Here is a 23,722-nt window from a genome sequence, read left to right as displayed (position 1 = left end):
GACGACCCCGGCCCGCCCGCCGCCACGGCCCCGCCCGGCGCCGACCGCCGGCGGGATCCCGACGCCGATCGCGAGGAACCCACATGGACCTGCTCAGCAAGGCCGTGCTCAACGGCGCGCCCCCCGAGGAACTGGAACGGATTCCCCTGCCCGAGGAGTTCCTGGCCGGGCACCTGCGGGCCGACGACGCCGCAGTCATGGCCGGGGAGAGCGACAAGGACGTACGGCGGACCCTCCACGTGGGGCACGTGGCCATGCCGGAACCCGCCCCCGACGAGGTCGTGGTCGCGGTGATGGCCAGCTCCATCAACTTCAACACCGTGTGGTCCGCGATGTTCGAACCCATCTCCACCTTCACCGCCCTGCGCCGCTTCGCCCGCCAGGGCGGCTGGACCACCCGCCACGACCTGCCCCACCAGGTCGTGGGCTCCGACGCCGCGGGAGTCGTCGTCCGGGTCGGCACGGGCGTGCGCCACTGGCGCACCGGCGACCACGTGGTGGTCAGCCCCGCCTACGTCGACGACCAGGACCCCGGCTCCCACGACGACGGCATGATGGGCCGGCACGTGCGCGCCTGGGGCTACGAGACCAACTTCGGCGGCCTGGCCCACTACACCGTCGTCCGCGCCACCCAGCTGGTCGCCAAACCGCCCCACCTCACCTGGGAGGAGGCCGCCTCCGTCACCCTGTGCGCGGGCACCGCCTACCGTATGCTCGTCGGCGAGCACGGCGCCCGGATGAAACAGGGCGACGTGGTCCTCGTCTGGGGTGCCACCGGCGGACTCGGCGCCTACGCGGTGCAGATGGTCCGCAACGGCGGCGGCATCGCCGTCGGTGTCGTCGGCTCCCCGGAGAAGGCCGACTTCCTGCGCCGGCAGGGCTGCGACGTGGTCATCGACCGCCGGGAGATCGGCCTGGACACCGACGGCGACACCGACCCGGCCGAACTGGGCCGCCGCCTCGGCCGCGCCATCCGCGCCGAGGTCGGCGAGGACCCGCACATCGCCTTCGACTACGTCGGCCGCTCCACCTTCGGCCTCTCCGTGCACGTCGTCCGGCGCGGCGGCACCGTCGTCACCTGCGGATCCAGCACCGGGTACGAGCACCGGTACGACAACCGCTACCTGTGGATGAACCTCAAACGGGTCGTCGGCAGCCACATCGCCAACCTCCAGGAACAGACCGAGTGCCTGCGCCTGTTCGAGCAGGGCCGGCTGGTGCCCGTCCTCAGCACCGTCTACCCGCTGGAACAGGTCGCGGACGCCGCCCGGCTCGTGCAGGAGAACCGCCACCTCGGCAAGGTCGGCGTCCGCTGCCTGGCACCCGAGGACGGACTCGGCGTCACCGACCCGGCCCTCCGCGCCCGCATCGGCGAGGAACGCCTCACCGCCTGGCGCCGCCCCGCCCCCGCCCCCGCACCGGCGGGAGCGGCCCGATGACCGCGCTCGGCATCGTCGGCACCGGCTCCCACCTCCCCGAACGGGAGGTCACCAACAAGGAGCTCGCAGAATGGTGCGGCATCGACGCCGGGTGGATCGAGGAACGCACCGAGATCGTCACCCGGCGGTACGCCGCCCCCGAAGAGGCCACCTCCGACCTCGCCGCCCGTGCCGCCGCCCGGGCCCTGGAGGCCGCCGGGATCCCCGCCGGCGCCCTCACCCACCTGATCGTGTCGACCTCCACCGGCGACTCGCCCCAGCCCCCCACCGCCCACCTCGTGCAGCACGCCCTCGGCGCGCACGCCGCCGCCTGCCTCGACATCAACGTGGTGTGCAGCGGCTTCGTCTACGGCCTCGAACTGGCCCACCGCCTGCTCGCCGCCCACCCCGACGGGTACGCGCTGGTCGTCGGTGCCGACGTCTACTCCCGCATCCTCGACTACGGGGACCACCGCACCGCCGTCCTCCTCGGCGACGGCGCGGGCGCCGCCGTCGTCGGCCCCGTCCGCGACGGCCACGGCTTCCTCGGCACCGAACTGTCCAGCAGCGGCGACGCGCACGGCCTCATCCGCGTCGAGGCCGGCGGCAGCCGCCGACCCCTCACCCCGCAACTCCTGGAGGAGGGCGGCCACTTCTTCCGCATGGACGGACGCGGCGTGCGCGACTTCGTCATGGACCACGTCCCCCCGGCCCTGCACCGCCTGCTGCGGCGCAGCGGCGTCCCCGCCGAACGAGTGGACCACCTCGTGCCGCACCAGCCCAACGGCGTGCTGCTGCGGCGCCTGGTGGAACGGGCCGGACTGTCCCACGTCCACACCCACCGCACCCTGGAGAAGTACGGCAACATCGGCAGCGCCTCCGTGCCGGTCGCCCTCGACGCCGCCCGCCGCTCCGGCGCCCTCGCCGACGGCGACCTGGTGCTGCTGGCCGGATTCGGCGGCGGCATGTCGATCGGAGCGACCCTGATCCGCTGGCAGGAGCAGACATGACCATGGAAACCCCCTCCCGGATCGGCGTCGTCGGCTGCGGCGTCATGGGCGCCGGCATCGCCGACGTCACCGCACGGGCCGGCCTCGACGTCCGCGTCGTCGTCGCCCGCCCCGGCGCCGTACCGGCCGCCCACGACCGCATCCGCGGCTCCCTCGGCCAGGGCGTCCGGAAGGGCAGGCTCACCGACGCCGACCTCGACACCGCCCTCGCCCGCATCGAGGTGACCGCCGACCTCGACGCGCTCGCCGACCGCGACTTCGTCATCGAGGCCGTCCCCGAGCGCGAGGACCTCAAGACCGCCCTGTTCACCCGGATCGACGGCATCCTCAAGGACACGGACGCCGTCCTCGCCACGAACACCTCCTCCCTCCCCGTCAGCCGCCTCGCGGGCGCCACCCGCCACCCCGAGCGCGTCGTCGGCGTCCACTTCTTCAGCCCCGTCCCCGTCATGCCGCTCGTCGAACTGGTCGGCGCGCTCCGCACCGACGACACCACCCGCGCCCGCGCCGCGGCCCTGCTCACCGGCCCCCTCGGCAAGACCGTCGTCGACGTGCCCGACCGCGCCGGGTTCATGGTCAACGGCCTGCTCATCCCCTACCTGCTCGGCGCGATCCGCATGGTCGAGTCCGGCCAGGTCACCGCCGACGACGTCGACCGGGGCATGACCCTCGGCTGCGGCCACCCGGTGGGCCCGCTGCGGCTGGCGGACCTCATCGGCCTCGACGTCGTCAAGGCCGTCGCCGAGGCCCTCCACCAGGAGTACGCCGAGCCCCTGTACGCGCCGCCGCCGCTGCTGTCCCGCCTGGTCGAGGCGGGCCTGCTGGGCAAGAAGTCGGGCCGCGGCTTCCACAGCCACGCGCGCTGAGGAGCGACCCGGCCGCCGGTACGCTGGGAGGACCTGAGCAAGCCGGGCCGCAGCGCCCGCACGCACTCCGTCCGCGACCCCGGGTGTCCTCATGAGCACACCGAAGGACCTGCTGATCGTCGCCCTCCAGGACGGCGGACCGGTCACGCAGGGCGAGCTGTCCCTGGGCCTTGCGGCGGCCGAGCTGATCGACCTGCTGCGGGTGCCCGCGGCCCGCCTCGACGGCGGACGCATCGTGCCCGGCCGTCTGCCGGGACCGGCGGACCCCCTCCTGGAGGAGGCGGCCGCCGCGTTCGTGACGGACGACCCGTACGAACCCGTCGACGACTGGCTGTGGCGACGCGGCGAGGGCCTGGCCGCGGCGTATCTCGACGTCCTGGAGGCGGACGGGACGCTCGAACGGCGGGGCGGGCGCCCCTTCCGCGACGGGGAACGGGTCCTGACCGACTCGCCCGCCCGCCGCGCGGCGTCGGACCGCCGGGACGCCCGCGAACCCGTTCTGCTGACCCTGGCGGAGATCGTCGGCCTGCCCGACGGGCCCGACGGCCGGGACCGGCCGCAGGTCACCGACTACGCGGTGGAGCGCGTACTGGGCGCCGCCGAGGAGGCCGTCCAGGAACTGGAGGCCGAACGGCAGCGCCGGCTCGTCGAACAGGCCGCCTACGACAACATCTGGCGTGTCCCGGAATGACGGCCCCGCCCGCCCGGGCCCCGCGGCCCTGCCCGCGGGCACGGCCCCCGGCGGATCCGCGTCCCCGGAGGACGACGGCGCGCCGCCTCAGCAGCGGCGCCTGCGGAGACCCTCGGCGAGGAGGGAGAGGCCGATCCCCAGGATCCACACGTCCTTGGCCAGCGGAACCCCCTGCTCGGTGGGGCGCAGGCTGTCCTCCTGCCGCATTCCCGGGGTCCGCAGGTAGAGCCCCAGCGTGCCCGCCGCGAACGCGGTCACCGCGCCCCCGGCCACGGCCGCCGGGACGACGGGCAGGAGCAGGGCGCCCGCGATGGCGATCTCTCCCGCGGACAGCACCCGGGTGAACTGTGCGGCGCTGTACTTCTCCAGGACCGGGTAGGTGCCGGACGCGAACTGATGCAGTCCCTCGGCGGTGGCGTCGTCCGCTCCGCGTTTGGCCAGACCGGAGTTCAGGAAGAACAGGCCGGTCGAGAGCCTGAGCGGAAGCTGCCGTGCCGCGGAGCGCCATGCCGGTCGCGGTGCCATGTCGGGTCTCCTCACGAGGTCGTCGCCCCCGCCTACCAGACTCGCAGCCGTGCACGGCCTGTCAAACGGACGCGGCCGGCCGCACCGTCGGTGCCCGGCCCGGCCCCGCCGCACGGCGACCGGCCCGGACACCGAGCGAGCCGGTCGCCGCAGCGGGCCCGTGTGCGTGCCACGATGCCGGTATGCGGGTCATCGTCGTGGGTGCGGGGCAGGTCGGGCACACCGTCGTCAAGTCGCTCGCCGAGACACACGACTGCACGGTGATCGACGTCGACCGGGCGCGCCTGGACGCCCTCTCGCACGCCTACGACGTGCGCGTCACCCACGGCAGCGGCACCCGGCGCGAGACGCTGCTGCGGGCCGGGGTCGCCGACGCGGAACTCGTCCTGGCCTGCACCTCGCGCGACGAGGTGAACCTGGTGACCGCCATGCTCGCCCGCCGGCTGTCGTCGGCCCGCACGGCCGTCCGCGCCACCGGCACCGACTACCTGGCGGCCTGGCACGCCGGCGACCTCGACGTCGACCTGCTCGTCTCGACGGCGCACGAGACCGCGCAGGCCGTCGCCCGGGTCCTGGAGGTGCCCGGCGCCCGGCACGTGGACTTCTTCGCCGACGGCAAGGTCGCCGTGATCGGCGTCCACGTCCCCGGCACGGACCCGCCCCCGTTCGCCGGCCGTCCCCTGGGCGAGGCGGACCTCCCCGAGGCGTCCCGGGTGGTCGCCGTCGTGCGGGACGGCGCGGTCGTCGGATCCCCGGCGACGGAGTCCGTACGGCCCGGCGACCTGGTCGTGGTCATGGCCTCGCCGGCCGGGGCGCGCGCCTGGAGCCGCATGGTGTCCGGGGCCGGCCCGGTCCGCGACGTCGCGCTCTTCGGGGCCGGCCGGGCGGGCACGGCGATCGCCCGGGTCCTGCTGGACAAGGGCATCGGGGTGCGGCTGATCGAGCACGACGCCGCCCGCGCGCAGGCGGCCGCCGCCGCCCTGGACCGGGCGCGGGTCTACCACGCCAGCGGTCTCGACCCGGAGTTCCTGCGCCGTGAGCGCATCGGCGCGGCCGGAGCGGCCGTCCTGGCCGGCGGCGACGACTCCCGCAACCTGCACGCCGCGGTGCTCGCCAAGGTCCACGGCGTCGGCATGACCCTCACCGTGCTCGACGACCCGGCCGCCGCCGAGGTGTTCGAGGCCGCCGGGGTCGACGTGACCATCGACCCGGGCGACGAGACCGCCGAGAAGATGGCCCGCTTCACCTTCGACAGGCGCACCCGCCAGCTCGCCATGCTGGAGGACGACCGCTTCGAGGTGCTCGACATCACCGTCCGCCCCGACAGCCGGTTCGCGCACCGCCCGGTCGACACGCTCCCCGGGGCGGGCGTCGGCGCGCTCGTCCGCGACGGCGAGGTGGTCTTCCCCGAAGGCGGCGACCCGTTGCTGCCCGGGGACCGGGTGATCGTCCTGACCGAGCCCGAACACGTCCTCGCCCTCGAGCGCGACCTGTGAGGCGGGCGCGGACCCGGCCGCGGACCGGGGTGGACGTGCGGACCGCGCTGGGCATCGTCGGCGCCCTGCTGGTCTGGTTCGCCCTCGCCTTCACCGCCCCCGCGGCCGTCGCGCTGGGCACGGGCCGGCCGCCGTGGCCGTTCCTCGCCGCCGGAGCGGCCACCGCGGTCACGGCTCTGCTCCTCAAACGGCTCACCGGCAGGCGGCCCCCCTTGGGTGTCCGGGAGGGCTTCCTCGTCGTCGTCGCCGTCTGGCTGCTGGTCCCCGCCTTCGGCGCGCTGCCCTACGTCCTCGGGCGGGTGCCGCAGCTCGACCACCCGCTCGACGCCTACTTCGAGGCCATGTCGGGCTTCACCGCCACCGGCGCGACCGTCCTGAGGGACGTGGAGGCGCTGGGACCCGACATGCTGTTCTGGCGTCAGCTCACCCACTGGCTGGGCGGCATGGGCATCATCGTGCTCGCCCTGGCTGTCCTGCCGCGGCTGCGGATCGGGGGCCGCGAGCTGCTGCGTTCCGAACTGCCGGGCCCGGTCGCGGTCGAGTCGCTCGACGCGACCGTCCGGGGGACCGCCCAGCGGCTGTGGAAGGTCTACCTGGCGGTCACGGCGGCCGGCTTCCTCGCCCTCGCCGCACTCGGCTGGGCCGGCCTGGACCGGCGGATGGGCCTCTTCGACGCGTTCTCCTACGCGACGTCGGCCGTGTCCCTCGGCGGGTTCACCCCGGACGCCGACTCCGCCCGGGGGCTCGCGCCGGTGACGCAGTGGGTGCTGTGCGGGCTGATGGCGGTCGCCGGGGTGAACCTGCTGCGGCTGTACCGGCTGGCCGCGCTGCGCCAGGTGCGGGCGGCGGCCCGCGACGACGAACTGCGCCTGTACCTGGCCCTGCTCGCCGTCGCCACGGCCGTCCTCGGCGCCGAACTGTTCGCGGAGGGGCTGGTGGACGGGTTCGGCGGGGTCCGGCACGCGGTGTTCCAGACGGTGTCGGTGACGACCACGACCGGCTTCGCCACCCTGGACTGGTCGACGTGGGGGACGCTCGCCACGTTCACCCTGTTGCTGCTGATGTTCGCCGGGGCCTGCGCGGGGTCGGCGAGCGGCTCGGTGAAGGTGGTCCGGCACCTCGTGCTGTTCCGCTTCGCCCGCCGCGAACTGGACCGGGCCGTCCACCCGGACGCCGTCGTCCCCGTGCGGGTCAGCGGCCGCGTGGTCGACGGTGCCGCCCTCCGCTCGGTGCTCGCCTTCGCCGTCCTCTACCTGCTCGTCTTCGCCCTCGGCACGCTCGGACTCGCCCTGGACGCCGAACCCGGAACGGGCGCGTTCACCGCCCTCGGCGCGGCGGCCTCCTGCCTGGGCAACGTCGGTCCGGCGTTCGGCGAGACGGGCCCGTTCGGCTCCTACGCGCCGCTGGGCGGGCTGTCGAAGGTGATCCTCGTCGCGCTGATGTTCCTCGGCCGCATCGAGATCGTCCCCCTGGCGGTGCTGCTGCGCCGCAGCTACTGGCGGGTGTAGGGGAGGGGGCACGGGCCGCCCCCGGCGGACCCGGTCCGGCGACGCCCGGCGCCCGGCGCAGCTCCCCCCCGGCGGGAGACGGCACCCGCCGGGGGCGGCCCGAGCGGGCTGCCCCCGGCCGGTGTGGCATCCGGATGCACGGAGTGCCTTCCTCACCGCCCCCGGCAGGCGGTGAGGAAGGCGTCGAAGAGGCGCACCCGGTGCTCGTCGGAACCGTCAGGGTCCTCCGGGTGCCACTGCACGCCGACGATCCACTTGTCCGGATGCTCCACCCCCTCCACCACCCCGTCGTCGGCGCGGGCCGCGACCACCAGCCCGTCGCCGGGCCGGTCGACGGCCTGGTGGTGGCCCGACCGCACGGTCAGCCGGCGCTCGCCGGTCATCGCCGCGAGCCGGGTGCCCTCCAGGACCGTGACCTGCTCGTCGAGGAACATCGGCCGGCCGGGGCCGCCCCGGTGCAGCCGGTAGTCCTCGATGTCGGGCACGAGGGTGCCGCCGAACGCCACATTGACCAGCTGCGACCCCCGGCAGATGCCGAACACCGGCCGTCCCGCCCGCTCCGCCGCCCGGATCGCGGCGATCGCGTACGCGTCCGCCTTCGGGTCCACGCCGTAGGAGTTGGGCACCGGGCCGGTGTGTCCGTACAGGGCGCCGTCCACGTCGCCGCCGCCGAGCAGGAACACACCGTCGAGCCCGGCCACCGACGCCGGGTCGGGCAGCGCCCCGGCGTCGGAGGTGTCGAACAGCTCGTATCCGGCGCCCAGTTCGCGCAGCGTCGTCAGCGTCGTGCGGGTGAAGCGGCGCACCAGGTCGGCGACCGGCCCGGTCAGGTCCGGGAAGTTCAGCGAGACCAGGACCGCGACCCGGGGGCCGCCCCCGCTGCCGCCGCCGTCGGGCTCGACCTCGTGCCGGTGCACGACGACGTCCGCCGCCACGCTCCCTCCTTCCGCCGTGCCGGTCACAGCTTGATCCAGGTCGACTTCAGCTGGGTGTACTTCTCCAGCGCGTGCAGCGACTTGTCCCGGCCGAAGCCGGACTGCCCGTAACCTCCGAAGGGCACCGTGATGTCGCTCTCGTCGAAGCAGTTCACCCACACCGTGCCCGCCCGCAGGGCGCGCGACATCCGGTGCGCGGTGGACAGGTCACGGGTCCACACCGCCGCCGCCAGGCCGTAGTCGGTGCCGTTGGCGAGGGCGATCGCGTCCTCCTCGTCGTCGAAGGACAGCACCGACAGCACCGGGCCGAAGACCTCCTCGCGGGCGATCCGCATGTCCGGCCCGGCCTCGAACACCGTCGGCTCGACGTAGTAGCCGCCGGTCTCCCGAAGCACCCGCTCGCCGCCGAGCAGCCGTCGCGCACCGTCCTCCGCCGCGCCCCGCAGATGGCCGAGCACGCGGTCCAGGTGGGCGCTCTCCACCAGCGCGCCGACGTCGGTGCGCGGGTCGAGCGGGTCGCCGACCACGGTGCGCCGGCTCTCCTCCAGCACCAGCTCCAGCAGCTCGTCCTTGATGTCCCGGTGGACCAGCAGCCGCGACCCGGCGGAGCACACCTCCCCCTGGTTGAAGAAGATGCCGCCCGCCACGGCCCGCGCGACCACCCGCAGGTCGGGCGCGTCCGGCATGACCACCTGCGGGGACTTGCCGCCGAGTTCCAGCGAGACCTGCTTGAGGTTGGAGTCCGCCGCGTACCGCAGGAACAGCCGGCCGACCTCGCCGGAACCGGTGAAGGTGATGGCGTCCACGTCGGGGTGCCGGCCGAGGGCCGCGCCCGCGGTGGGCCCGAAGCCGGGCACCACGTTGAGGATGCCGTCGGGCAGGCCCGCCTCGGTGGCGAGCCGGGCCACCCGCAGTGCGGTCAGCGGGGACTGCTCGGCCGGCTTGAGGACGACGGCGTTGCCGACCGCGAGGGCGGGCGCGATCTTCCACATCGCCATCATCAGCGGGAAGTTCCACGGCACCACGGCACCCACCACACCCAGCGGCTCGCGCGTGATCGTGGCGAGCGTGCCGGGCGCGGTGGGCGCCACCTCGTCGTACAGCTTGTCGGCGGCCTCGGCGTAGAAGTCCAGGCACTGCAGGGTCACCCGCAGGTCGACGGCCAGGGCGTCCGTGTACGGCTTGCCCATGTCGACGCTCTCCAGCAGCGCCAGTTCCTCGGCGTGTTCCTCGATCAGCCGGGCCAGACGCTGCAGCACCGCCCGCCGCTCGCGGGGGTGGCGCCCGGACCAGACGCCCGACTCGAAGGCCCGCCGTGCGGAGGCGACCGCACGGTCGATGTCCTTCTCGCCGCCGGCGCTGACCCGGGCGATCACCGTGCCGTCGCGGGGGGAGACGCGGTCGAAGGTGGCCCCGTCGACCGCGTCGGCGTCCTGCCCGTCGAGGTGGATGCGGGTGGGGAGGGCAAGTCCGGCGAAGCGTTTCTCCAGATCGGCGCGGGTGGCCGCCGCGCGGGCGGCCTCGTCCGTGCCCGCGGGAGACGCTCCGTCCCGGACGGCCTGCTCGTGGGGGGCCGGTGTGGCGGTCATGCGGGCTCCTTTCGGGTTCCGGCGCGTTCGACGAGGTCGGCGAAGAGGGCACGGTCCTGCGGGGAGTCCCCGGCCAGGTCCTCCGGGTGCCACTGCACGGCCAGCACGTCGGCGCGGGTGTGCTCCAGCGCCTCCACGCAGCCGTCGGGCGCCCGCGCGACCACCTTCAGGTCCCGTCCGAGCCGGCCGACGGCCTGGTGGTGGTACGAGGAGATCTTGAACGGGGCGTCGCCGACCACGGAGGCGAGCCGCGAACCGGGTTCGGCGGTGACCTCGTGGAGGGCGTCGAGATGGCCGACGCCGGTCTCGGCCAGGTGCTGGTCGAGCGTGCCGCCGCAGACCACGTTGAGGACCTGCATGCCCCGGCACACGGCCAGCGTCGGCAGGCCCAGGACGAGGACCGCGCGCAGCACGGCGAGGTCGAGCAGGTCCTGCTCGGGGTCGTCGGGTTCGGTGCGCGGGTGCGGACGCTGCCCGTAGTGGGACGGGTCGAGGTCCGAGCCGCCGGGCACGACCACCCCGGCGAACGCGGCGAGCCGCCCCGGCAGGCCGTCCAGGGCCCGCCGGGGGCCGCCGTGCAGCACCAGCGGCTCACCCCCGGCCTCGAACACCGCGTCGCACACGGCCTCGGCCGCCACGGTCGCCGCGAACCGCAGGCCGGAGACCTTGCGGGCGCGGCGACCGATCACGGCGATCGCGGGACGGACGGTCACCGTTCTCCTTCCGCCGCGAAGGGATACGGCAGGGACGGCATCCACTCGGCCCAGGCCGCCGCGAGCCGCCCGTCGGCGACGATCCGGCCGAGGGCCGCGTCGATCGCCGCGAGGTCCTCCGGACGGTCCTTGGCCACGCCGATGCCCCACCGGTTGCCGGTCTCCACGGTGAACGCGAGCTCGAAGTCGGGGTGTTCACCGAGCGGCACGAACACCACGTCGTCGTCCACGACCGCGTCGACCTCGCCGGACCTCAGCGCCGCCAGCATGTCCCCGAACACGTCGTCGGAGTCGCCGCCGAACGGCACCGTCTCCGCCCCGTCGAACGTCTCGGCCAGCGCCATGTTGGTGCTGCCGGCGATCGCGGCGACCCGGCGCCCGGCCAGGTCGCCCGCGGACTCGACGGGGTCCCCGCGGCGCACGAGCACCGACTCGTGGAACACCGCGTAGGGGCGGGTGAAGTCCACCTGTTCCCGCCGGGCCTCGGTGATGCCCTGCCCGCACAGCACCGCGTCCGCGGTGCCGCCGCGCACGGCGGGCAGCATCTCCGCCCACGGCAGGTACACCCACTCCAGCGGGCGGCCCAGCTCGGCGGCCAGCAGCTCGCCCACGGCCGGTTCGTAGCCGCGCCGCCCCTTCACCGGGTCGTCCGGCAGGAACAGCGGCGGGGCGTCGGAGTCGATGCAGGCCAGCCGCAGCGGCCGGGCCGCCGCGGGCGCCTGAGCGGTCACCTGCTGGTTCTGCGCCCCGGTCACGGCGTGTCCTCCTCGTACATCATGTGCTCCCAGTCGGTGACGTGGCCGCAGAACCGGGCCCACTCGTCGGACTTGTAGGCGTGGTACAGGCCGAGGGCCTCCGCGCCGAGGGCCTTCTTGACGACCTCGTCGGCGGCGAACACCTCCAGCGCCTCCCCGAGGTTCAGCGGCAGGCGGGCGAAGCGGCTCTGCGTGTCGTAGCTGGAGCCCTGCTGCGGCTCGCCCGGGTCGATCCGGTTGTCGAGCCCGTCGGCCACCGCGCCGAGGAGGATCGCGTGCGAGAGGTAGGGGTTGACCATCGCGTCCGGGAGCTTGACCTCCAGGCGGCCGTTCGCCGACAGCCGCACCGTGCACGTCTTGTTGTCCATGCCCCAGTTGATCTGCGAGGGCGCGAACTGGCCCGAGTCCCAGTACCGCTTGTAGGAGTTGACCGTCGGGCCCATCACGGCCATGGAGGCGGCGGCGTGCGTGAGGATGCCGCCGAGGGCGTGCCGGCCCAGTTCCGTCAGGTGCAGGTCGCGGCGGCCGGGTTCGGCGAGCACGTTCTCCTCGCCGCGCCACAGACTGATGTTGTGGTGGCAGCCGTTGCCCATCATCCCGGTGGCGGGCTTCGGCATGAAGCTGGCCTTGATGCCGAGTTCACGCGCCACCTGGCGGCAGATCTGCCGGTAGGTGATCAGCCGGTCGGCGGTGAGGTCGGCGTGGTCGAACATCCAGTTCAGCTCGATCTGGCCGGGGTCCTCGTAGTCGCCCTCGATCATCGTGAAGCCCATCGCCCGGGCGTAGCCGATCACCTTCTGGTAGATGGGGCGGCTCTGTTCCAGCAGGTCGAGGCGGTAGGCGGGGCTGGAGTCGGGGCGCGCGTGGACATCGAGCCCGGGGCCGGTCCAGGTCATCTCCGGCTCGCAGCCGCTGCGCAGTTCCAGGCCGGTGCGCTCGGTGAAGGCCGCGTGCAGCCGCCTGAGGTTGCCGCGCGGGTCGGTGGCCAGCGGCTGGCCGCCGCTGTCCGGACGGTGCTCGGGCTCGTACAGCCGGCAGAAGAAGCGGCCGACGGAGGTGTCCCAGGGCAGGACGGCGAAGGTGTCCAGGTCGGGCAGGGCGGTGAACTCGGCGGCCTCGGCGCCGCCACCGAGGAGGGTGCCGTCACGGGTGACCTGGAAGTCGGCCATCACCGTGCGGTGCATCTGCACGCCCTTCTCGGCGTTGCGCACCAACTGGTCGGCGGGTACGACCTTGCCGACGACGCGGCCGGTCACGGTGACGCTCTGGTAGTAGATGTACTCGACGCCGGCCTCGGCGACGCGCTTGCGCAGCGCCTCCAGGGCCGCCTGGTCCGTGTTGCGCTCACGGTGCTGGTCGAGTGCGGTCGCGGAGCGGGAGAGGGTGGTCGTCATGGGAAACCTCGCGTGTCGCTGTTCAGACGGAGGCGGCCAGGGCGGCGAACGCCCCGCGCAGCTCGCGTTGGCGGGCAGGGGGAAGGTTGACGGCCACGGTGCCCACGTGCACCGCTTGCCGGTAGTACAGGGCGAGGACACCGTCCGGCAGCCGGTCCGGGTCGCCCTCCTCGACGCGCACCTCGTCGGCGAGTCCGGGTGAGCCGAAACTCTGCAGGCGCAGGTCGAGTTGATCGCTCCAGAAGGAGGGGACGGGGGTGAACGGGGCCGGGTCGGGGGCGTCCCCGGCGAGCAGGGCGGTGAGGGTGGCGGCGGCCCGCCGTGCGGTGTCCGCGGGGATGGACCAGTGCTCCACCCGGCGCGGTACGTCGTCGAAGAGGGGGTTGGGGAAGCGGGCCACGTCGCCGGCCGCCACCAGACGGTCCGAGCCGTCGGCCAGCATCCGGTTGTCGCACCGCACCCCGTCGCTCAGGTCGAGTCCGGCGTTGCCGGCCAGCCACTCGGTGTTGGGTACGCACCCGACGGCCTCGACGACCACGTCGGCGTCCAGGCGGGTGCCGTCGTCCAGTTCCACGCCCGAGCCCCGGGTGTCGCCGGTGAAGCCCGCGAGGGAACGGCCGAGGACGAAGGCGATGCCGGCCCGTTCGTGGTGCCGCTGCACCGCGCGGGCCAGGACGTCGCCCAGGACCCGGTTCATCGGCGCGCCCGTGGGCTCGACGACCGTGACCCGGCAGCCCAGGCGCAGCGCGGTCGCGGCGACCTCGCAGCCGATGAAGCCCGCGCCGACCACGACGACCCTGCGGCCCGCGCCGAGGACGCCCCGCAGGGCGACGCAGTCGTCCAGGGTGCGCAGGGCGTACCGGCCGGCCGCCGGGCCCGGCAGGCCCAGGCGCCTGGGGCGCAGGCCCGTGGCGGCGACGAGGCCGTCGAAGGTGACCGCGCTGCCGTCCTCCAGGGTGAGCCTGCCCCGGCCGAGGTCGGCCCCGACGACCGGCAGACCGAGCCGGAAGTCGACGTCGGCCACGGACGCGCGGCGGCGGAAGGCTACCTTGGCGTGGAGTTCCTCCGGGGCCGGCCGGTCCGGCGCCGACAGCAGTTCCTTCGACAACGGGGGGCGGTTGTAGGGCTGGTACCGCTCGTCACCGAGGACGGTGACCGGCCCGGTGTGCCCGGCCGCGCGGAGCTGCTCGGCCGTGCGGAGCCCCGCCAGGGAGGCCCCGACGACGGCGATGTGTGCGCCGCTCATGTCAGCCCTCGATGAAGATGGCCTGGACCGGGCAGACGTCCGCGGCCTCTTCGACCTCGGTGCGCAGCGCGTCGTCCGGCTCGCTCTCGTGGACCAGCTTGCCCTCGTCGTTCATCTGGAAGACCGCGGGCGCGGCGATCGCACACTGGCCGTGGTCCTGACACAGGTTCATGTCCACGGTGACCTTCATGGCGGATGGTCCTTTCGACGGTGGGGGAGGGGAGGGACGGCCCCCGGGAGGCGCAACTGCGGGCACGCAAACCGGAGTTGACAAGGGACGGGCCCGGGGCGACCCATGAGGCTGAAGAGGGAGGGAGGGAGAGTCGGTCCGGGGCGCGGCGCCCGGGAATCAGGAGGCCGGGGTGAACCCGAGGGGGAGGCGCACGGGGCCGGTGTTGCCGGAGTCCGGCAGCCATTCGTCGCCCTCGAGGATGCGGGGTGCGCGCATCCGCCGGGCCAGCAGCGGCAGCGCCTCGCTCATGTCGCTGCGGGCGACGAAGTGACCGAGACAGTGGTGGGCGCCGCCGCCGAAGCCGAAGTGCGGCTTGCGTTCGGCGGTGATGTCGAAGGCCGGGTCGCCGAACACCCGCGGATCGGTGCCGGCCACCTCGCTCCACAGGTGGATCGTGGTCCCGGCCGCGATGTGCAGGCCCTGGTGGGTGAAGTCCTCGACCGCCTCCCGGGTGACCCAGCGGACGGTCGGGTTGACCCGCATGATCTCCTCCACCGCCTTGCCGCCCAGCTCGGGCCGCTCGGCGAGCAGCTCCCACTGGTCGTGATGACGGCTGAACGTCTGCATGGCCAGGCCGAGTTGGTTGCGGGTGGTGTCGAAACCGCCGAAGATCAGCAGCAGCAGCGCGTCCCGCAGTTCCTGTTCGCTGAGGGTGTCGGAGTCACGGCTGGCGTTGACCAGCCGGGCGACGAAGTCGTTCCGTCCGGTGCGGCGGCGGTCGGCGATCAGCTCGTCGGCGTAGTCGTACAGCCGGGCCAGCGCGGCCTCGATCTTCGGCAGGTCCTCCCGGATGGTGACGCCGAGGGAGAGGCCGATGGTGGCCGACTCCCGGGCGATGACCTGCCATTCCGACTCGGGGATGCCCAGCATGATGGCGATGACCCGGGCCGCGTAGGGCTCGGCGAACTCCGAGACGAACTCGCAGCGGTCCGGCTCGGCGAAGCCGTCGATCAGCTCCGTGGCCAGTGCCTGGAAGCGGGGGACCAGGCCGCCGATGAGGCGGGGCGAGAAGGCGGGGTTCATCAGCCGCCGCAGACGGTGGTGCTCCTCGCCCTCCTTGTTGAGGATCCAGCTGTTCCACCAGCGGGCGAAGGGACCTTCGGTCACCCCGTTGTGCGCGGGCCAGGCGACGCTGCCCTGGCGCAGTTTGGGGTGCTTGAGGAGGCGGCTGACGTCGTCGTAGCGCAGGACGGCCAGACCGTAGTTGGTGCGGGCGTACCAGCTGCGTTCGCGGGCCTCGTGCACGGCGGCCGAGGTGATCGAGAAGTCCGGGTCGGCGACGTCGAAGTAGGGAGCCACGTCGAGGGCGGTGCCCGTCATTGGCACTCTCCAACTCTCGTTGCGGTTGGGGGTGGCCCGAATACTCTAAACTTAGAGTTTGACTGTCAAGGGTTTGCGCAGAACCCGCTCCCCGCCCTCCTCCCGCCGCACGCACGGGCGTCGGCCGCCGGGCCGCGAAACCGGCACGACGACGCAGGCCCCCGCCCTGGTCGGGGCGGGGGCCTGCGGTTTTCCCGGGTGCCGGGCGCTACGTGCGGGCGGCGAGGGCCAGGGACCAGCCGCTGTCGAGACCGACCTCGCCCACGGCCACGAACTCGCCCACCCCGGCCCGGGGCGTCTCCGGCAACCGGGAACCCACCAGCCAGCGGGGCGTGTTCGCGGCGATGACCCGCCGCTCGGGGCCCACCAGCACGGCGTCGTGGGTGGTCTCGCGCAGCGCGGCGAGCAGACATGGCTCGAAACCGTGCATCTGCAGGTCGGCCCCGGCGACCCCGAGGAACACGTCGTCGATCACCGGCAGGGCGAACGTGAACACGTACCGGTCCGCCCCGAAGTAGTCCACGTAGGGTCCGTGGATCGCGCCGCGGCCCTCGTCGCGGCCCGCGGCGAACCACTCCATCTCGAAGTACTCGTAGACGTCCACGCTGGTGGGGTCCAGGTTGAGACGGAGCTGGACGAAGCCCGTGCTGCCGCGCTGCCACCACTCGATGTGCCGGTCCCGGTCCGGCAGCACACCCGCCGCCACCAGGAAGCCGAACCCGTCGGCGGCCTCCTGCGCGCCGGCCTGTTCGAGCAGCGTCGGCTTGATGCCGGCCAGGTCCGCGACGCGGAAGGACCCGTGGTCGGCCAGCGCCGCGCGGCGACGGGCGATCACGTCACCGGCGACGACCTCCAGCCGGCCGAAGACCTCGGTGAGCGGGCGCCGCACCCGTGCGAGCAGCCTGTCCAGCTCCTCGGCCGCCACCGACGGCGACCCGTTCTCGCCAAGGGCGTCCTCGGGACGCATCGGCGCCTCCCTTCTCATCGGCCCGCGACCGTCAGGTGCAACTCGATCAACCGGCGCAGATTGCGCCGGACGTGGCGTTCGGCGAGCGCCCGGGCCCGCTCGCCGTCCTCCTCGGCGATCGCCGTGGCGATCGCGTGGTGCTCCGCGGTGACGTCCTCCACGGACGTACGGGAATCCACGGGCAGCCACAGCATCGGGGTCAGCTCGGCCTGCAGCGCCACCTCGAGCCGGGTCAGGCGCTCCGACTGCGAGGCCATGGCGATCTCCAGGTGGAAGCGGCTGTCCGCCCGTATCCGGTCGCCGATGTTCTCGGCCGCGGCCAGCTGTTCGACCAGGTGGAGCATGCGGCGGACGTTCGCCGCGGAGGCCCGCTCCGCGGCCAGCAGCGCGGCGGCACCGCAGACGGCGAACTGCTCGTCGGCCAGGTCCCGCAGCTCGGAGACGGTGGTGGTGCGCAACTGCTCCTCGAGCGCGCCGAGCGGCGGATGGGCCGGCCGCCGGACGAACGTGCCCCCGTTGCGCCCCCGGCGCGTCTCCACCAGACCCCGCTGGCGCAGGACCGCCAGCGCCTCCCGCAGGGTCATCGGGGAGACGCCCAGCTGATGGGCGAACTCCACCTCGGTCGGCAACTGCTCGCCGTCGACCACCAGTCCGAGCAGGATGGCGCGGCTGATGCGCTCGACGACCTCCTCGACCCGGCCCCCCGCGTTCAGAGGGGAGATCAGGGACGCGCGCATCACTGGAACGCCGTCTGCCGCCACCCGCACTCCTCGTCGTCCGTCGTCACCGGGGCGTTATGACACGCCCCTTGTGAGATAACCCATGGGGTTGTAGTTTTTCGCGCACTGCCGGAGCATTTTAGGCCACCACAGCGCCGTCGCGGCGAAAATCAGCCGCACGGCTTCCGCCTCGCCCCCCACTCCGGCTGTTCCAGCCGTCCCATCCGCCCCATCCCATCCCACACCGGTACCCCCTTGCCCGGTACGAGAAAACGGGAGCGTGCATGAGTGCCACAACCGGAGCCGGACAGCCCGAGGCCGACGCGTCGGCCCAGCTGGCGTCGCTCGGTTACACCTCGGAGTTCAAGCGGGACATGGGTCCCTGGGCGAACTTCTCGCTCGGCTTCACCTACTTGTCCCCCGTCGTCGCCATCTACACCATGTTCGCGTTCGGCCTGGCCACCGCCGGTCCGCCCATGATCTGGTCCCTGGTCATCGCGGGCGTCGGCCAGCTCCTCGTCGCCCTGGTGTTCAGCGAGATCGTCGCCCAGTACCCGGTCGCCGGCGGTGTCTACCCGTGGGCCCGCCGCCTGTGGGGACGCCGGTACGCGTGGCTGAACGGCTGGGTCTACATGGTGGCCCTGTTCGTCACCATCGCCAGTGTCGTCTCCGGCGCGGGACCGTACATCGCGTCCCTCTTCGGATTCGAGGCGTCCGTCGACACGGTCATCCTCTGCTCGCTGGGCATCCTCGCCCTGGCCACCCTCATCAACTCGCTGGGCACCAAGGTCCTCGCGCAGGCCGCCATCATCGGCTTCGCCGCCGAGCTCATCGGCGCGCTCGCGGTCGGCGGCTGGCTGCTGATGACCGAACGCCACCACAACCTCGGCATCCTCTTCGACAACTTCGGCGCCGGCGACGGCACGAACTACCTGTGGGCCTTCGCCGCGGCCGCCCTGATCGGCATCTACAACTACTACGGCTTCGAGGCCTGCGGAGACGTCGCCGAGGAGGTCCGCGACCCGGGACGCATGATCCCCAAGGCGATGCGCCGCACCATCTACGTCGGCGGTGCCGCGGCCACCTTCGTCGCCGTGGCGCTGGCCCTGTCCGTGGTGGACATCCGGGGCGTGATCTCCGGCGAGAACCCCGACCCCGTCTCCGGCATCCTCAACGAGGCGTTCGGCACCGCGGGCGCCAAGGGCGTCCTGGTGATCGTGCTGCTGTCGTTCCTGTCCTGCACGATCAGCCTCCAGGCCGCGGCGGGCCGGCTGGCCTACAGCTACGGCCGCGACGACATGATCGTCGGCAGCCGCCTGCTGCGGAAGTTCTCCGCCCGGCGACGCGTCCCGCCGTACGCCGTGGTGCTGTCCGGCCTGGTCCCGGCGGCCGTGGTCCTGGGCTCGAAGTTCTCCGAGGACGCCCTGACGAAGATCGTCAGCTTCGCCTCGCTCGGCATCTACCTCGGCTTCCAGATGGTCGTCTTCGCAGCCCTGCGCGCCCGCCTCAAGGGCTGGCAGCCGAGCGGTGCCTACCGGCTGGGCAAGTGGGGCCTGCCGGTCAACATCGCGGCCCTGGTCTACGGCATCACCGGCATCGTGACCATGGCCTGGCCCCGCACCCCCGAGGCCCCCTGGTACGACAACTACATCGTGCTGCTGTCCGGCGCGGTCGTGGTCGGCCTGGGCCTGCTGTACATGGCGATCCACCCGGCCTACGGGCGCAGCGACGCCCCGTACGACGACGCGATCCCGAAGGGGGAGCCGGCGGCCGTGGTGAGTGAGCCGAGGGCGGATGAGCCGAAGGCGGACGAACCCACGGGAGTGTGACCGACGGGTCCGCACGATCGGTTCAGGGGCGGAGCCCCCGGTGCGCATGCCGTGCCGGGGGCTCCGCCGTGCGCCGTTCTCGTGGGGAGGGGGGTGGCGTTGTGGGGGCGTCGCGTGTGTGCCGGGTGCGGGTGGGTGGGGGCGGTTTGCGCAGTTCCCCGCGCCCCTGGGGCGGTCTCCCGCCGTGGGGGTCACCCGTCTGTGACCGGGTGCGGGTGTGTGGAGGGCTGGTCGCGCAGTTCCTCGCGCCCCTGGGGGTGGGGCGTCGCGTGTGTGGTGGGTGCGCGTGGGTGGGGGCGGTTTGCGCAGTTCGCCGCGCCCCTGGGGCGGCCTTCCGCCGTGGGGGTCACCCGTCTGTGACCGGGTGCGGGTGTGTGGAGGGCTGGTCGCGCAGTTCCCCGCGCCCCTGGGGGTCGGGCGTCGCGTGTGTGCCGGGTGCGGGTAGTGGGGGGCTCGCAGTTCCTCGCGTCCCTGGGGGCGCACCGCTGTGGCTGCCGGGCCGTGGCCCGTGCACCACGAGCGGAGCCGCGGGCCCCCTCGGCAGGGGGCGCGCGGCTCCGGTGTGTGGGCGGTCGACGTGTCAGCGGAAGGCGGCGTGGCCCGTCATGGCCTGGCCGATGACCAGCGTGTGCATCTCGGCCGTGCCCTCGTAGGTGAGCACCGACTCCAGGTTGTTCATGTGCCGGATCACCGGATACTCCAGGGAGATGCCGTTGGCGCCCAGGATCGTGCGGGCGGTGCGGCAGATCTCCAGGGCCTTGGTCACGTTGTTGAGCTTGCCCGTGCTGATCTGCTCGGGCCGCAGTCCCGGCCCGTCCTTGCGCCGGCCCAGGTGCAGTGCGAGCAGGGTGCCGTTGGCCAGCTCCACGCCCATGTGGGCCAGCTTCTGCTGCGTGAGCTGGTACGCCGCGATCGGCTTGCCGAACTGCACGCGCTGGCCGGCGTACTCCAGGGCCGCCCGCAGTGCGCTGCGGGCGGCCCCCATGGCGCCCCACACGATCCCGTAGCGCGCCTCGTTGAGGCAGGACAGCGGACCGCGCAGGCCCCGGACCTCCGGGAAGGCCGCGCTGGCGGGCAACCGGACCGAGTCGAGGACGAGTTCGCTGGTGAGGGAGGCCCGCAGGGACAGCTTGTGCTTGATGAGCGGGGCGGAGAAGCCGGGGGTGCCGGCCGGCACGACGAAGCCGCGGATGCCCTCGTCGGTCTGCGCCCACACCACCGCGACGTCGGCGACGGAACCGTTCGTGATCCACATCTTGCGGCCGTCGAGGATCCAGTCGTCCCCGTCCCGGCGGGCCCTGGTGCGCATCCCGGCGGGGTCGGAGCCGTGGTCGGGTTCGGTGAGCCCGAAGCAGCCGATCGCCTCCCCGGCCGCCATGCGCGGCAGCCACTCCTGCTTCTGCTCCTCGCTGCCGTGCCGCCAGATGGCGTACATCGCGAGGGAGCCCTGCACGCTGACCAGCGAGCGGATGCCGGAGTCGGTCGCCTCCAGTTCCAGGCAGGCCAGGCCGTAGTCGACGGCGCTCATCCCGGCGCAGCCGTACCCCTCCAGGTGCATGCCGAGCAGACCGACTCCGCCCAGTTCCTTGGCGAGTTCACGGACGACGGGCAGTTCGCCGCGCTCGAACCAGTCGGCGATGTACGGCTCGATGGAGGCGTCGCAGACCTGGCGCACCGACGCCCGCACCGCCTTCTCGTCGGAGGTGAGCAGGTCGTCTATGGCGAGGAGGTCGAGCGGATCGGTCTGGGAGCGGCGGGACGCGGTGGACATGGTGGACATCGCCGGCCTTTCGGGTGTCGTGTCGAAGAAGGGTTCGGGTACGGGGTTCGCTGCGCGGAGAGGGAGAGGTGCGCGACCGGCCCGGGTCACCGGGTGCCCGGGGGCGGCAGGGGGTCGGGCTCCGGTGCGGACAGCCAGTCCCGTACGGCCCGGTCGTCCGCCCCCAGCGTCGGCGGGGCCTGTGCCGGGCCGACGAGGGGCGTCGAGTAGGAGACGGGGTGCCGGGGCATGGGCGTGCCGCCGTCGGCCGGGACGACCGTGGGGTCGAGGCCCAGCCGTTCGGCCAGCGCGAAGCCGTCGGCGACGGTGCCGACCCGGCCCGCCGGGACGCCCGCTGCGGTGAGGCGTTCCTGCCAGGCGGTGCTGTCGTCGTGGGCCAGGCGTTCCTCGAGCGCGCGGACCAGTTCCTCCCGGTGGGCGACCCGCGCGGCATTGGTGGCGAACCGGTCGTCGGCGGCGAGGCCCGGCTCGCCCAGGGTGGCGGTCAGCCGCGCGAACTGCCCGTCGTTGCCGCAGGCGACGGCGAGCAGCCCGTCCCGGCAGCGCAGTGTCTCGTACGGGGCGATCGAAGGGTGGCGGTTGCCCATCCGGCCCGGCGGCCGGCCCGTCTCCAGGTAGCCCTGCGCCTGGTTGACCAGGGAACCGAGCAGACTCGACAGGAGGTTGACCTCCACCCGGCAGCCGCGCCCGGTGCGCGACCGGTCGGCCAGGGCGGCCAGGACCCCGATGGTGGCGTCCTTGCCGGTGAGGACGTCGACGAGGGCGACGCCCGCCTTCGTCGGCTCGCCGTCGGGCTCCCCGGTGATGCTCATCAGCCCGCCGACGGCCTGGACGACGAAGTCGTAGCCGAGCAGCCCGGCGCCCGCGCCGCCGCCGAAGCCGGTCACCGAGCAGTACACGATGCCGGGGTTGTCCTCGGACACGCGGTCGTAGCCGAGACCGAGCCGGTCCAGGGTGCCCGGTCTGAAGTTCTCCACCAGGACGTCGGCGCGCCTTGCGAGTTCGCGGGCGAGCGCGAGGTCGTCCGGGTCGGCGAAATCAAGGGCGACACTCCGCTTGGAGCGGTTGACGCTCTCGAAGTAGGTGGTGCCGTTCGCCGACCAGGGCGGTCCCCAGGACCGGGTGTCGTCACCGCTGCCGGGCCGCTCCACCTTGACGACCGTCGCGCCGAGATCCGCCAGGTTCATGGTGCACAGCGGCCCGGCGAGCACCCGGCTGAAGTCGGCGACGAGGATCCCCTCCAGCGGCCCGCTCATCGCGCACCCGCCGCGTGGGGACCGCACGCCGCTCCGGTGTGCCCCGGACGGGTCCTGTCCGTGAAGAAGGGATGCGGGAAAGGGTTCGGGAAGGGGTTCACGAGACGTCCTCCTCCTGTACTCCGTCGATCCGTCGGGGCAGCCGCCACGGGTTGTCGTCCCGCAGCGCCTCGGGCAGGGCCGCCGGCGGGACGCCCTGGAAGGCGACCGGTCGGGTGAAGCGGTCCAGCGCGGCGGCGCCGACACTGGTCGCCTCCGGGCGGCTGGTCGCGGGCCACGGCCCGCCGTGCTGCTGCGCCCAGGAGGTGACGACGCCGGTCGGCCATCCGTCGACGACGACCCGGCCCGCCGTCCCGGACAGCAGCTCCACCAGCCACGGCACATCCGGGTCACCGGCTCCCGCGGAGGCGACCGCCGCGGCCAGGCTCGGCTGCAACCCGCCCAGCAGCGACCGCAGTTCGTCCGGGCCGTCGTACTCGGCGAGCAGCGCGACCGGGCCGAAGCACTCCGCCAGCAGCCGGGAGCCCGGCGTGAACGCCGAAGCAGGTGCGGTGAACAGCGCGGGCGACGCGGCGAAACCCTCGGCCCGCGCGGGCACCGAGGCGGCCGGCCGCGCCCCGGCGGCCTCCAGGTCGGCCAGACCCTGCCGGTACTGGGCGGCGATGCCCTCGGTCAGCAGCCAGCCGGGCTCGACCCCGGCCAGCGCCCCGGCGACTTCGTCCGCCGCCCCGCTGCCGCGCGGCGCCAGCAGCAGTCCCGGCTTGGTGCAGAACTGCCCCTGTCCCAGGGTGAACGAGGCGACGAAACCGGAGGCCGCGGCCCGCAGCACCGCACCGTCGGCCGCTGCCGCGGGCGTGAGGACGGCCGGGTTGACCGTGCCCATCTCCGCGAACACGGGCACCGGCACGGGCCGCCGCGCCGCCCGCTCCACCAGGGCTGTGCCACCGGACTGCGAGCCGGTGAACGCCACCGCCGTCACCTCCGGCGCGTCGACCAGCGCCAGGCCCGCGTCGAAACCGTGCACCAGGGCGAAGGCGCCCTCCGGTGCGCCCGCGTCGGCCAGGGCGCCGGCCACCGTGTGCGCGAGCCGGGCACTGAGCCGCGGGTGGGCCGGGTGCGCCTTGGCCAGCACCGGGCAGCCCGCCGCCAGCGCGGAGCAGGTGTCGTGTCCCACCACCCCGAAGGCGAACGGGAAGTTGCTCGCGCCGAACACCGCGACCGGACCCAGCGGCCGGTTCATGCGCCGCAGGTCCACGCCGTCGGCACGGTCGATCCGCACCCCGAGCCAGTCGCCCCCGGCCGCGACCCGGCCGTAGAAGCGGGCCTGCGCGGCGGCCCGGCCGACCTCACCGCGCAGCCGGTCCGGGCCGAGCGCGGTCTCGGCGTCGGCCAGCACCGTCAGTTCCTCGGCGTCCCGTTCCAACGCGGTCGCCAGCGCCTCGAGCCAGCCGGCGCGGACCGACGGCGGCGCGG

The 23,722-nt window shown here is 73.8% G+C and carries 21 protein-coding genes; 7 read left to right on the top strand and 14 right to left on the bottom strand.

Going from position 1 to position 23,722, the window contains the following annotated elements; genetic code table 11:
• Positions 1–83 precede the first annotated feature (83 nt).
• From ccrA to G3I53_RS21885, 4 genes are all read left to right on the top strand, one after another.
• Positions 84–1,439, top strand: a complete 1,356-nt coding sequence (gene ccrA, locus G3I53_RS21900) for a crotonyl-CoA carboxylase/reductase (protein WP_164334262.1) — start codon at positions 84–86, stop codon at positions 1,437–1,439.
• Positions 1,436–2,428 carry a ketoacyl-ACP synthase III gene (locus G3I53_RS21895; RefSeq protein WP_164334263.1) on the top strand — a complete coding sequence of 331 codons (993 nt, stop codon included), beginning with the start codon at positions 1,436–1,438 and terminating at the stop codon, positions 2,426–2,428. Before ccrA ends, G3I53_RS21895 begins: the two co-directional genes overlap by 4 nt.
• Positions 2,425–3,294, top strand: coding sequence for a 3-hydroxybutyryl-CoA dehydrogenase (locus tag G3I53_RS21890; protein WP_203591862.1), 870 nt, complete (start codon positions 2,425–2,427; stop codon positions 3,292–3,294). The genes G3I53_RS21895 and G3I53_RS21890 overlap by 4 nt, the downstream gene beginning before the upstream one ends.
• A gap of 91 nt (positions 3,295–3,385) precedes the next feature.
• Positions 3,386–3,985 carry a GPP34 family phosphoprotein gene (locus G3I53_RS21885; protein ID WP_164334264.1) on the top strand — a complete coding sequence of 200 codons (600 nt, stop codon included), beginning with the start codon at positions 3,386–3,388 and terminating at the stop codon, positions 3,983–3,985.
• 87 nt (positions 3,986–4,072) lie between these two features.
• On the opposite strand, the gene G3I53_RS21880 is transcribed toward G3I53_RS21885, so the two are convergent.
• Complete coding sequence (locus G3I53_RS21880; RefSeq protein WP_164334265.1) at positions 4,073–4,510, bottom strand: hypothetical protein; 438 nt, start codon at positions 4,508–4,510, stop codon at positions 4,073–4,075.
• A 182-nt stretch (positions 4,511–4,692) separates the two neighbouring features.
• On the opposite strand from G3I53_RS21880, the gene trkA reads away from it, so the two are divergent.
• On the top strand, positions 4,693–6,006 hold the full coding sequence (gene trkA, locus G3I53_RS21875; RefSeq protein ID WP_164438689.1) for a Trk system potassium transporter TrkA: 1,314 nt from the start codon (positions 4,693–4,695) through the stop codon (positions 6,004–6,006).
• 35 nt (positions 6,007–6,041) lie between these two features.
• Entirely contained in the window at positions 6,042–7,514 is a 1,473-nt protein-coding gene (locus tag G3I53_RS21870; protein ID WP_164337874.1) for a TrkH family potassium uptake protein, read from the top strand.
• Positions 7,515–7,666: 152 nt separating this feature from the next.
• Here G3I53_RS21870 and G3I53_RS34060 read toward each other — a convergent pair whose 3' ends face one another.
• The 10 genes from G3I53_RS34060 to G3I53_RS21820 all read right to left on the bottom strand — a co-directional run bounded on the left by G3I53_RS34060 (position 7,667) and on the right by G3I53_RS21820 (position 17,426).
• Positions 7,667–8,449, bottom strand: coding sequence for a gamma-glutamyl-gamma-aminobutyrate hydrolase family protein (locus G3I53_RS34060; RefSeq protein WP_343240667.1), 783 nt, complete (start codon positions 8,447–8,449; stop codon positions 7,667–7,669).
• Positions 8,450–8,472: 23 nt separating this feature from the next.
• Positions 8,473–10,038, bottom strand: a complete 1,566-nt coding sequence (locus G3I53_RS21860; protein ID WP_164337873.1) for an aldehyde dehydrogenase — start codon at positions 10,036–10,038, stop codon at positions 8,473–8,475.
• A complete protein-coding gene (locus G3I53_RS21855; RefSeq protein ID WP_164337872.1) occupies positions 10,035–10,751 on the bottom strand; it encodes a gamma-glutamyl-gamma-aminobutyrate hydrolase family protein in 717 nt (238 codons plus the stop codon). The genes G3I53_RS21860 and G3I53_RS21855 overlap by 4 nt, the downstream gene beginning before the upstream one ends.
• Complete coding sequence (locus tag G3I53_RS21850; RefSeq protein WP_343240666.1) at positions 10,748–11,506, bottom strand: ABC transporter substrate-binding protein; 759 nt, start codon at positions 11,504–11,506, stop codon at positions 10,748–10,750. The genes G3I53_RS21855 and G3I53_RS21850 overlap by 4 nt, the downstream gene beginning before the upstream one ends.
• Complete coding sequence (locus G3I53_RS21845) at positions 11,503–12,900, bottom strand: glutamine synthetase family protein (RefSeq protein WP_164337871.1); 1,398 nt, start codon at positions 12,898–12,900, stop codon at positions 11,503–11,505. Before G3I53_RS21845 ends, G3I53_RS21850 begins: the two co-directional genes overlap by 4 nt.
• Before the next feature lie 22 nt (positions 12,901–12,922).
• Positions 12,923–14,146, bottom strand: coding sequence for an FAD-dependent oxidoreductase (locus G3I53_RS21840; RefSeq protein WP_164337870.1), 1,224 nt, complete (start codon positions 14,144–14,146; stop codon positions 12,923–12,925).
• Between the two features lies 1 nt (position 14,147).
• On the bottom strand, positions 14,148–14,336 hold the full coding sequence (locus G3I53_RS21835; RefSeq protein WP_164337869.1) for a ferredoxin: 189 nt from the start codon (positions 14,334–14,336) through the stop codon (positions 14,148–14,150).
• A 159-nt stretch (positions 14,337–14,495) separates the two neighbouring features.
• A complete protein-coding gene (locus G3I53_RS21830; protein ID WP_164337868.1) occupies positions 14,496–15,698 on the bottom strand; it encodes a cytochrome P450 in 1,203 nt (400 codons plus the stop codon).
• 208 nt (positions 15,699–15,906) lie between these two features.
• Positions 15,907–16,665, bottom strand: coding sequence for a cache domain-containing protein (locus G3I53_RS21825; protein ID WP_164337867.1), 759 nt, complete (start codon positions 16,663–16,665; stop codon positions 15,907–15,909).
• A gap of 14 nt (positions 16,666–16,679) precedes the next feature.
• Positions 16,680–17,426 (bottom strand): FCD domain-containing protein, encoded by a 747-nt coding sequence (locus G3I53_RS21820; protein ID WP_343239529.1) that lies wholly within the window; start codon positions 17,424–17,426, stop codon positions 16,680–16,682.
• A 242-nt stretch (positions 17,427–17,668) separates the two neighbouring features.
• On the opposite strand from G3I53_RS21820, the gene G3I53_RS21815 reads away from it, so the two are divergent.
• Entirely contained in the window at positions 17,669–19,213 is a 1,545-nt protein-coding gene (locus G3I53_RS21815; RefSeq protein ID WP_164337866.1) for an APC family permease, read from the top strand.
• Positions 19,214–19,793: 580 nt separating this feature from the next.
• Here G3I53_RS21815 and G3I53_RS21810 read toward each other — a convergent pair.
• The 3 genes from G3I53_RS21810 to G3I53_RS21800 all read right to left on the bottom strand — a co-directional run.
• Positions 19,794–20,984 (bottom strand): acyl-CoA dehydrogenase family protein, encoded by a 1,191-nt coding sequence (locus G3I53_RS21810; RefSeq protein WP_164337865.1) that lies wholly within the window; start codon positions 20,982–20,984, stop codon positions 19,794–19,796.
• Between the two features lie 95 nt (positions 20,985–21,079).
• Positions 21,080–22,249 carry a CoA transferase gene (locus G3I53_RS21805; RefSeq protein WP_164337864.1) on the bottom strand — a complete coding sequence of 390 codons (1,170 nt, stop codon included), beginning with the start codon at positions 22,247–22,249 and terminating at the stop codon, positions 21,080–21,082.
• Between the two features lie 97 nt (positions 22,250–22,346).
• Positions 22,347–23,722 (bottom strand): aldehyde dehydrogenase family protein (locus tag G3I53_RS21800; protein WP_164438688.1); only part of this gene is annotated, 1,376 nt, incomplete at its 5' end.

The organism is Streptomyces sp. SID14436, from assembly GCF_010548465.1.
Taxonomy (GTDB): domain Bacteria; phylum Actinomycetota; class Actinomycetes; order Streptomycetales; family Streptomycetaceae; genus Streptomyces.
This window is presented reverse-complemented; position numbering and strand designations above follow the sequence as displayed.

Excerpts from the sequence above, each read along its gene's own strand:
- ccrA (WP_164334262.1), top strand. The coding sequence starts at position 84 with ATGGACCTGCTCAGCAAGGCCGTGCTCAACGGCGCGCCCCCCGAGGAA.
- G3I53_RS21895 (WP_164334263.1), top strand. The coding sequence starts at position 1,436 with ATGACCGCGCTCGGCATCGTCGGCACCGGCTCCCACCTCCCCGAACGG.
- G3I53_RS21890 (WP_203591862.1), top strand. The coding sequence starts at position 2,425 with ATGACCATGGAAACCCCCTCCCGGATCGGCGTCGTCGGCTGCGGCGTC.
- G3I53_RS21885 (WP_164334264.1), top strand. The coding sequence starts at position 3,386 with ATGAGCACACCGAAGGACCTGCTGATCGTCGCCCTCCAGGACGGCGGA.
- G3I53_RS21880 (WP_164334265.1), bottom strand. The coding sequence starts at position 4,510 with ATGGCACCGCGACCGGCATGGCGCTCCGCGGCACGGCAGCTTCCGCTC.
- trkA (WP_164438689.1), top strand. The coding sequence starts at position 4,693 with ATGCGGGTCATCGTCGTGGGTGCGGGGCAGGTCGGGCACACCGTCGTC.
- G3I53_RS21860 (WP_164337873.1), bottom strand. The coding sequence starts at position 10,038 with ATGACCGCCACACCGGCCCCCCACGAGCAGGCCGTCCGGGACGGAGCG.
- G3I53_RS21845 (WP_164337871.1), bottom strand. The coding sequence starts at position 12,900 with ATGACGACCACCCTCTCCCGCTCCGCGACCGCACTCGACCAGCACCGT.
- G3I53_RS21840 (WP_164337870.1), bottom strand. The coding sequence starts at position 14,146 with ATGAGCGGCGCACACATCGCCGTCGTCGGGGCCTCCCTGGCGGGGCTC.
- G3I53_RS21835 (WP_164337869.1), bottom strand. The coding sequence starts at position 14,336 with ATGAAGGTCACCGTGGACATGAACCTGTGTCAGGACCACGGCCAGTGT.
- G3I53_RS21830 (WP_164337868.1), bottom strand. The coding sequence starts at position 15,698 with ATGACGGGCACCGCCCTCGACGTGGCTCCCTACTTCGACGTCGCCGAC.
- G3I53_RS21825 (WP_164337867.1), bottom strand. The coding sequence starts at position 16,665 with ATGCGTCCCGAGGACGCCCTTGGCGAGAACGGGTCGCCGTCGGTGGCG.
- G3I53_RS21815 (WP_164337866.1), top strand. The coding sequence starts at position 17,669 with ATGAGTGCCACAACCGGAGCCGGACAGCCCGAGGCCGACGCGTCGGCC.
- G3I53_RS21810 (WP_164337865.1), bottom strand. The coding sequence starts at position 20,984 with ATGTCCACCGCGTCCCGCCGCTCCCAGACCGATCCGCTCGACCTCCTC.
- G3I53_RS21805 (WP_164337864.1), bottom strand. The coding sequence starts at position 22,249 with ATGAGCGGGCCGCTGGAGGGGATCCTCGTCGCCGACTTCAGCCGGGTG.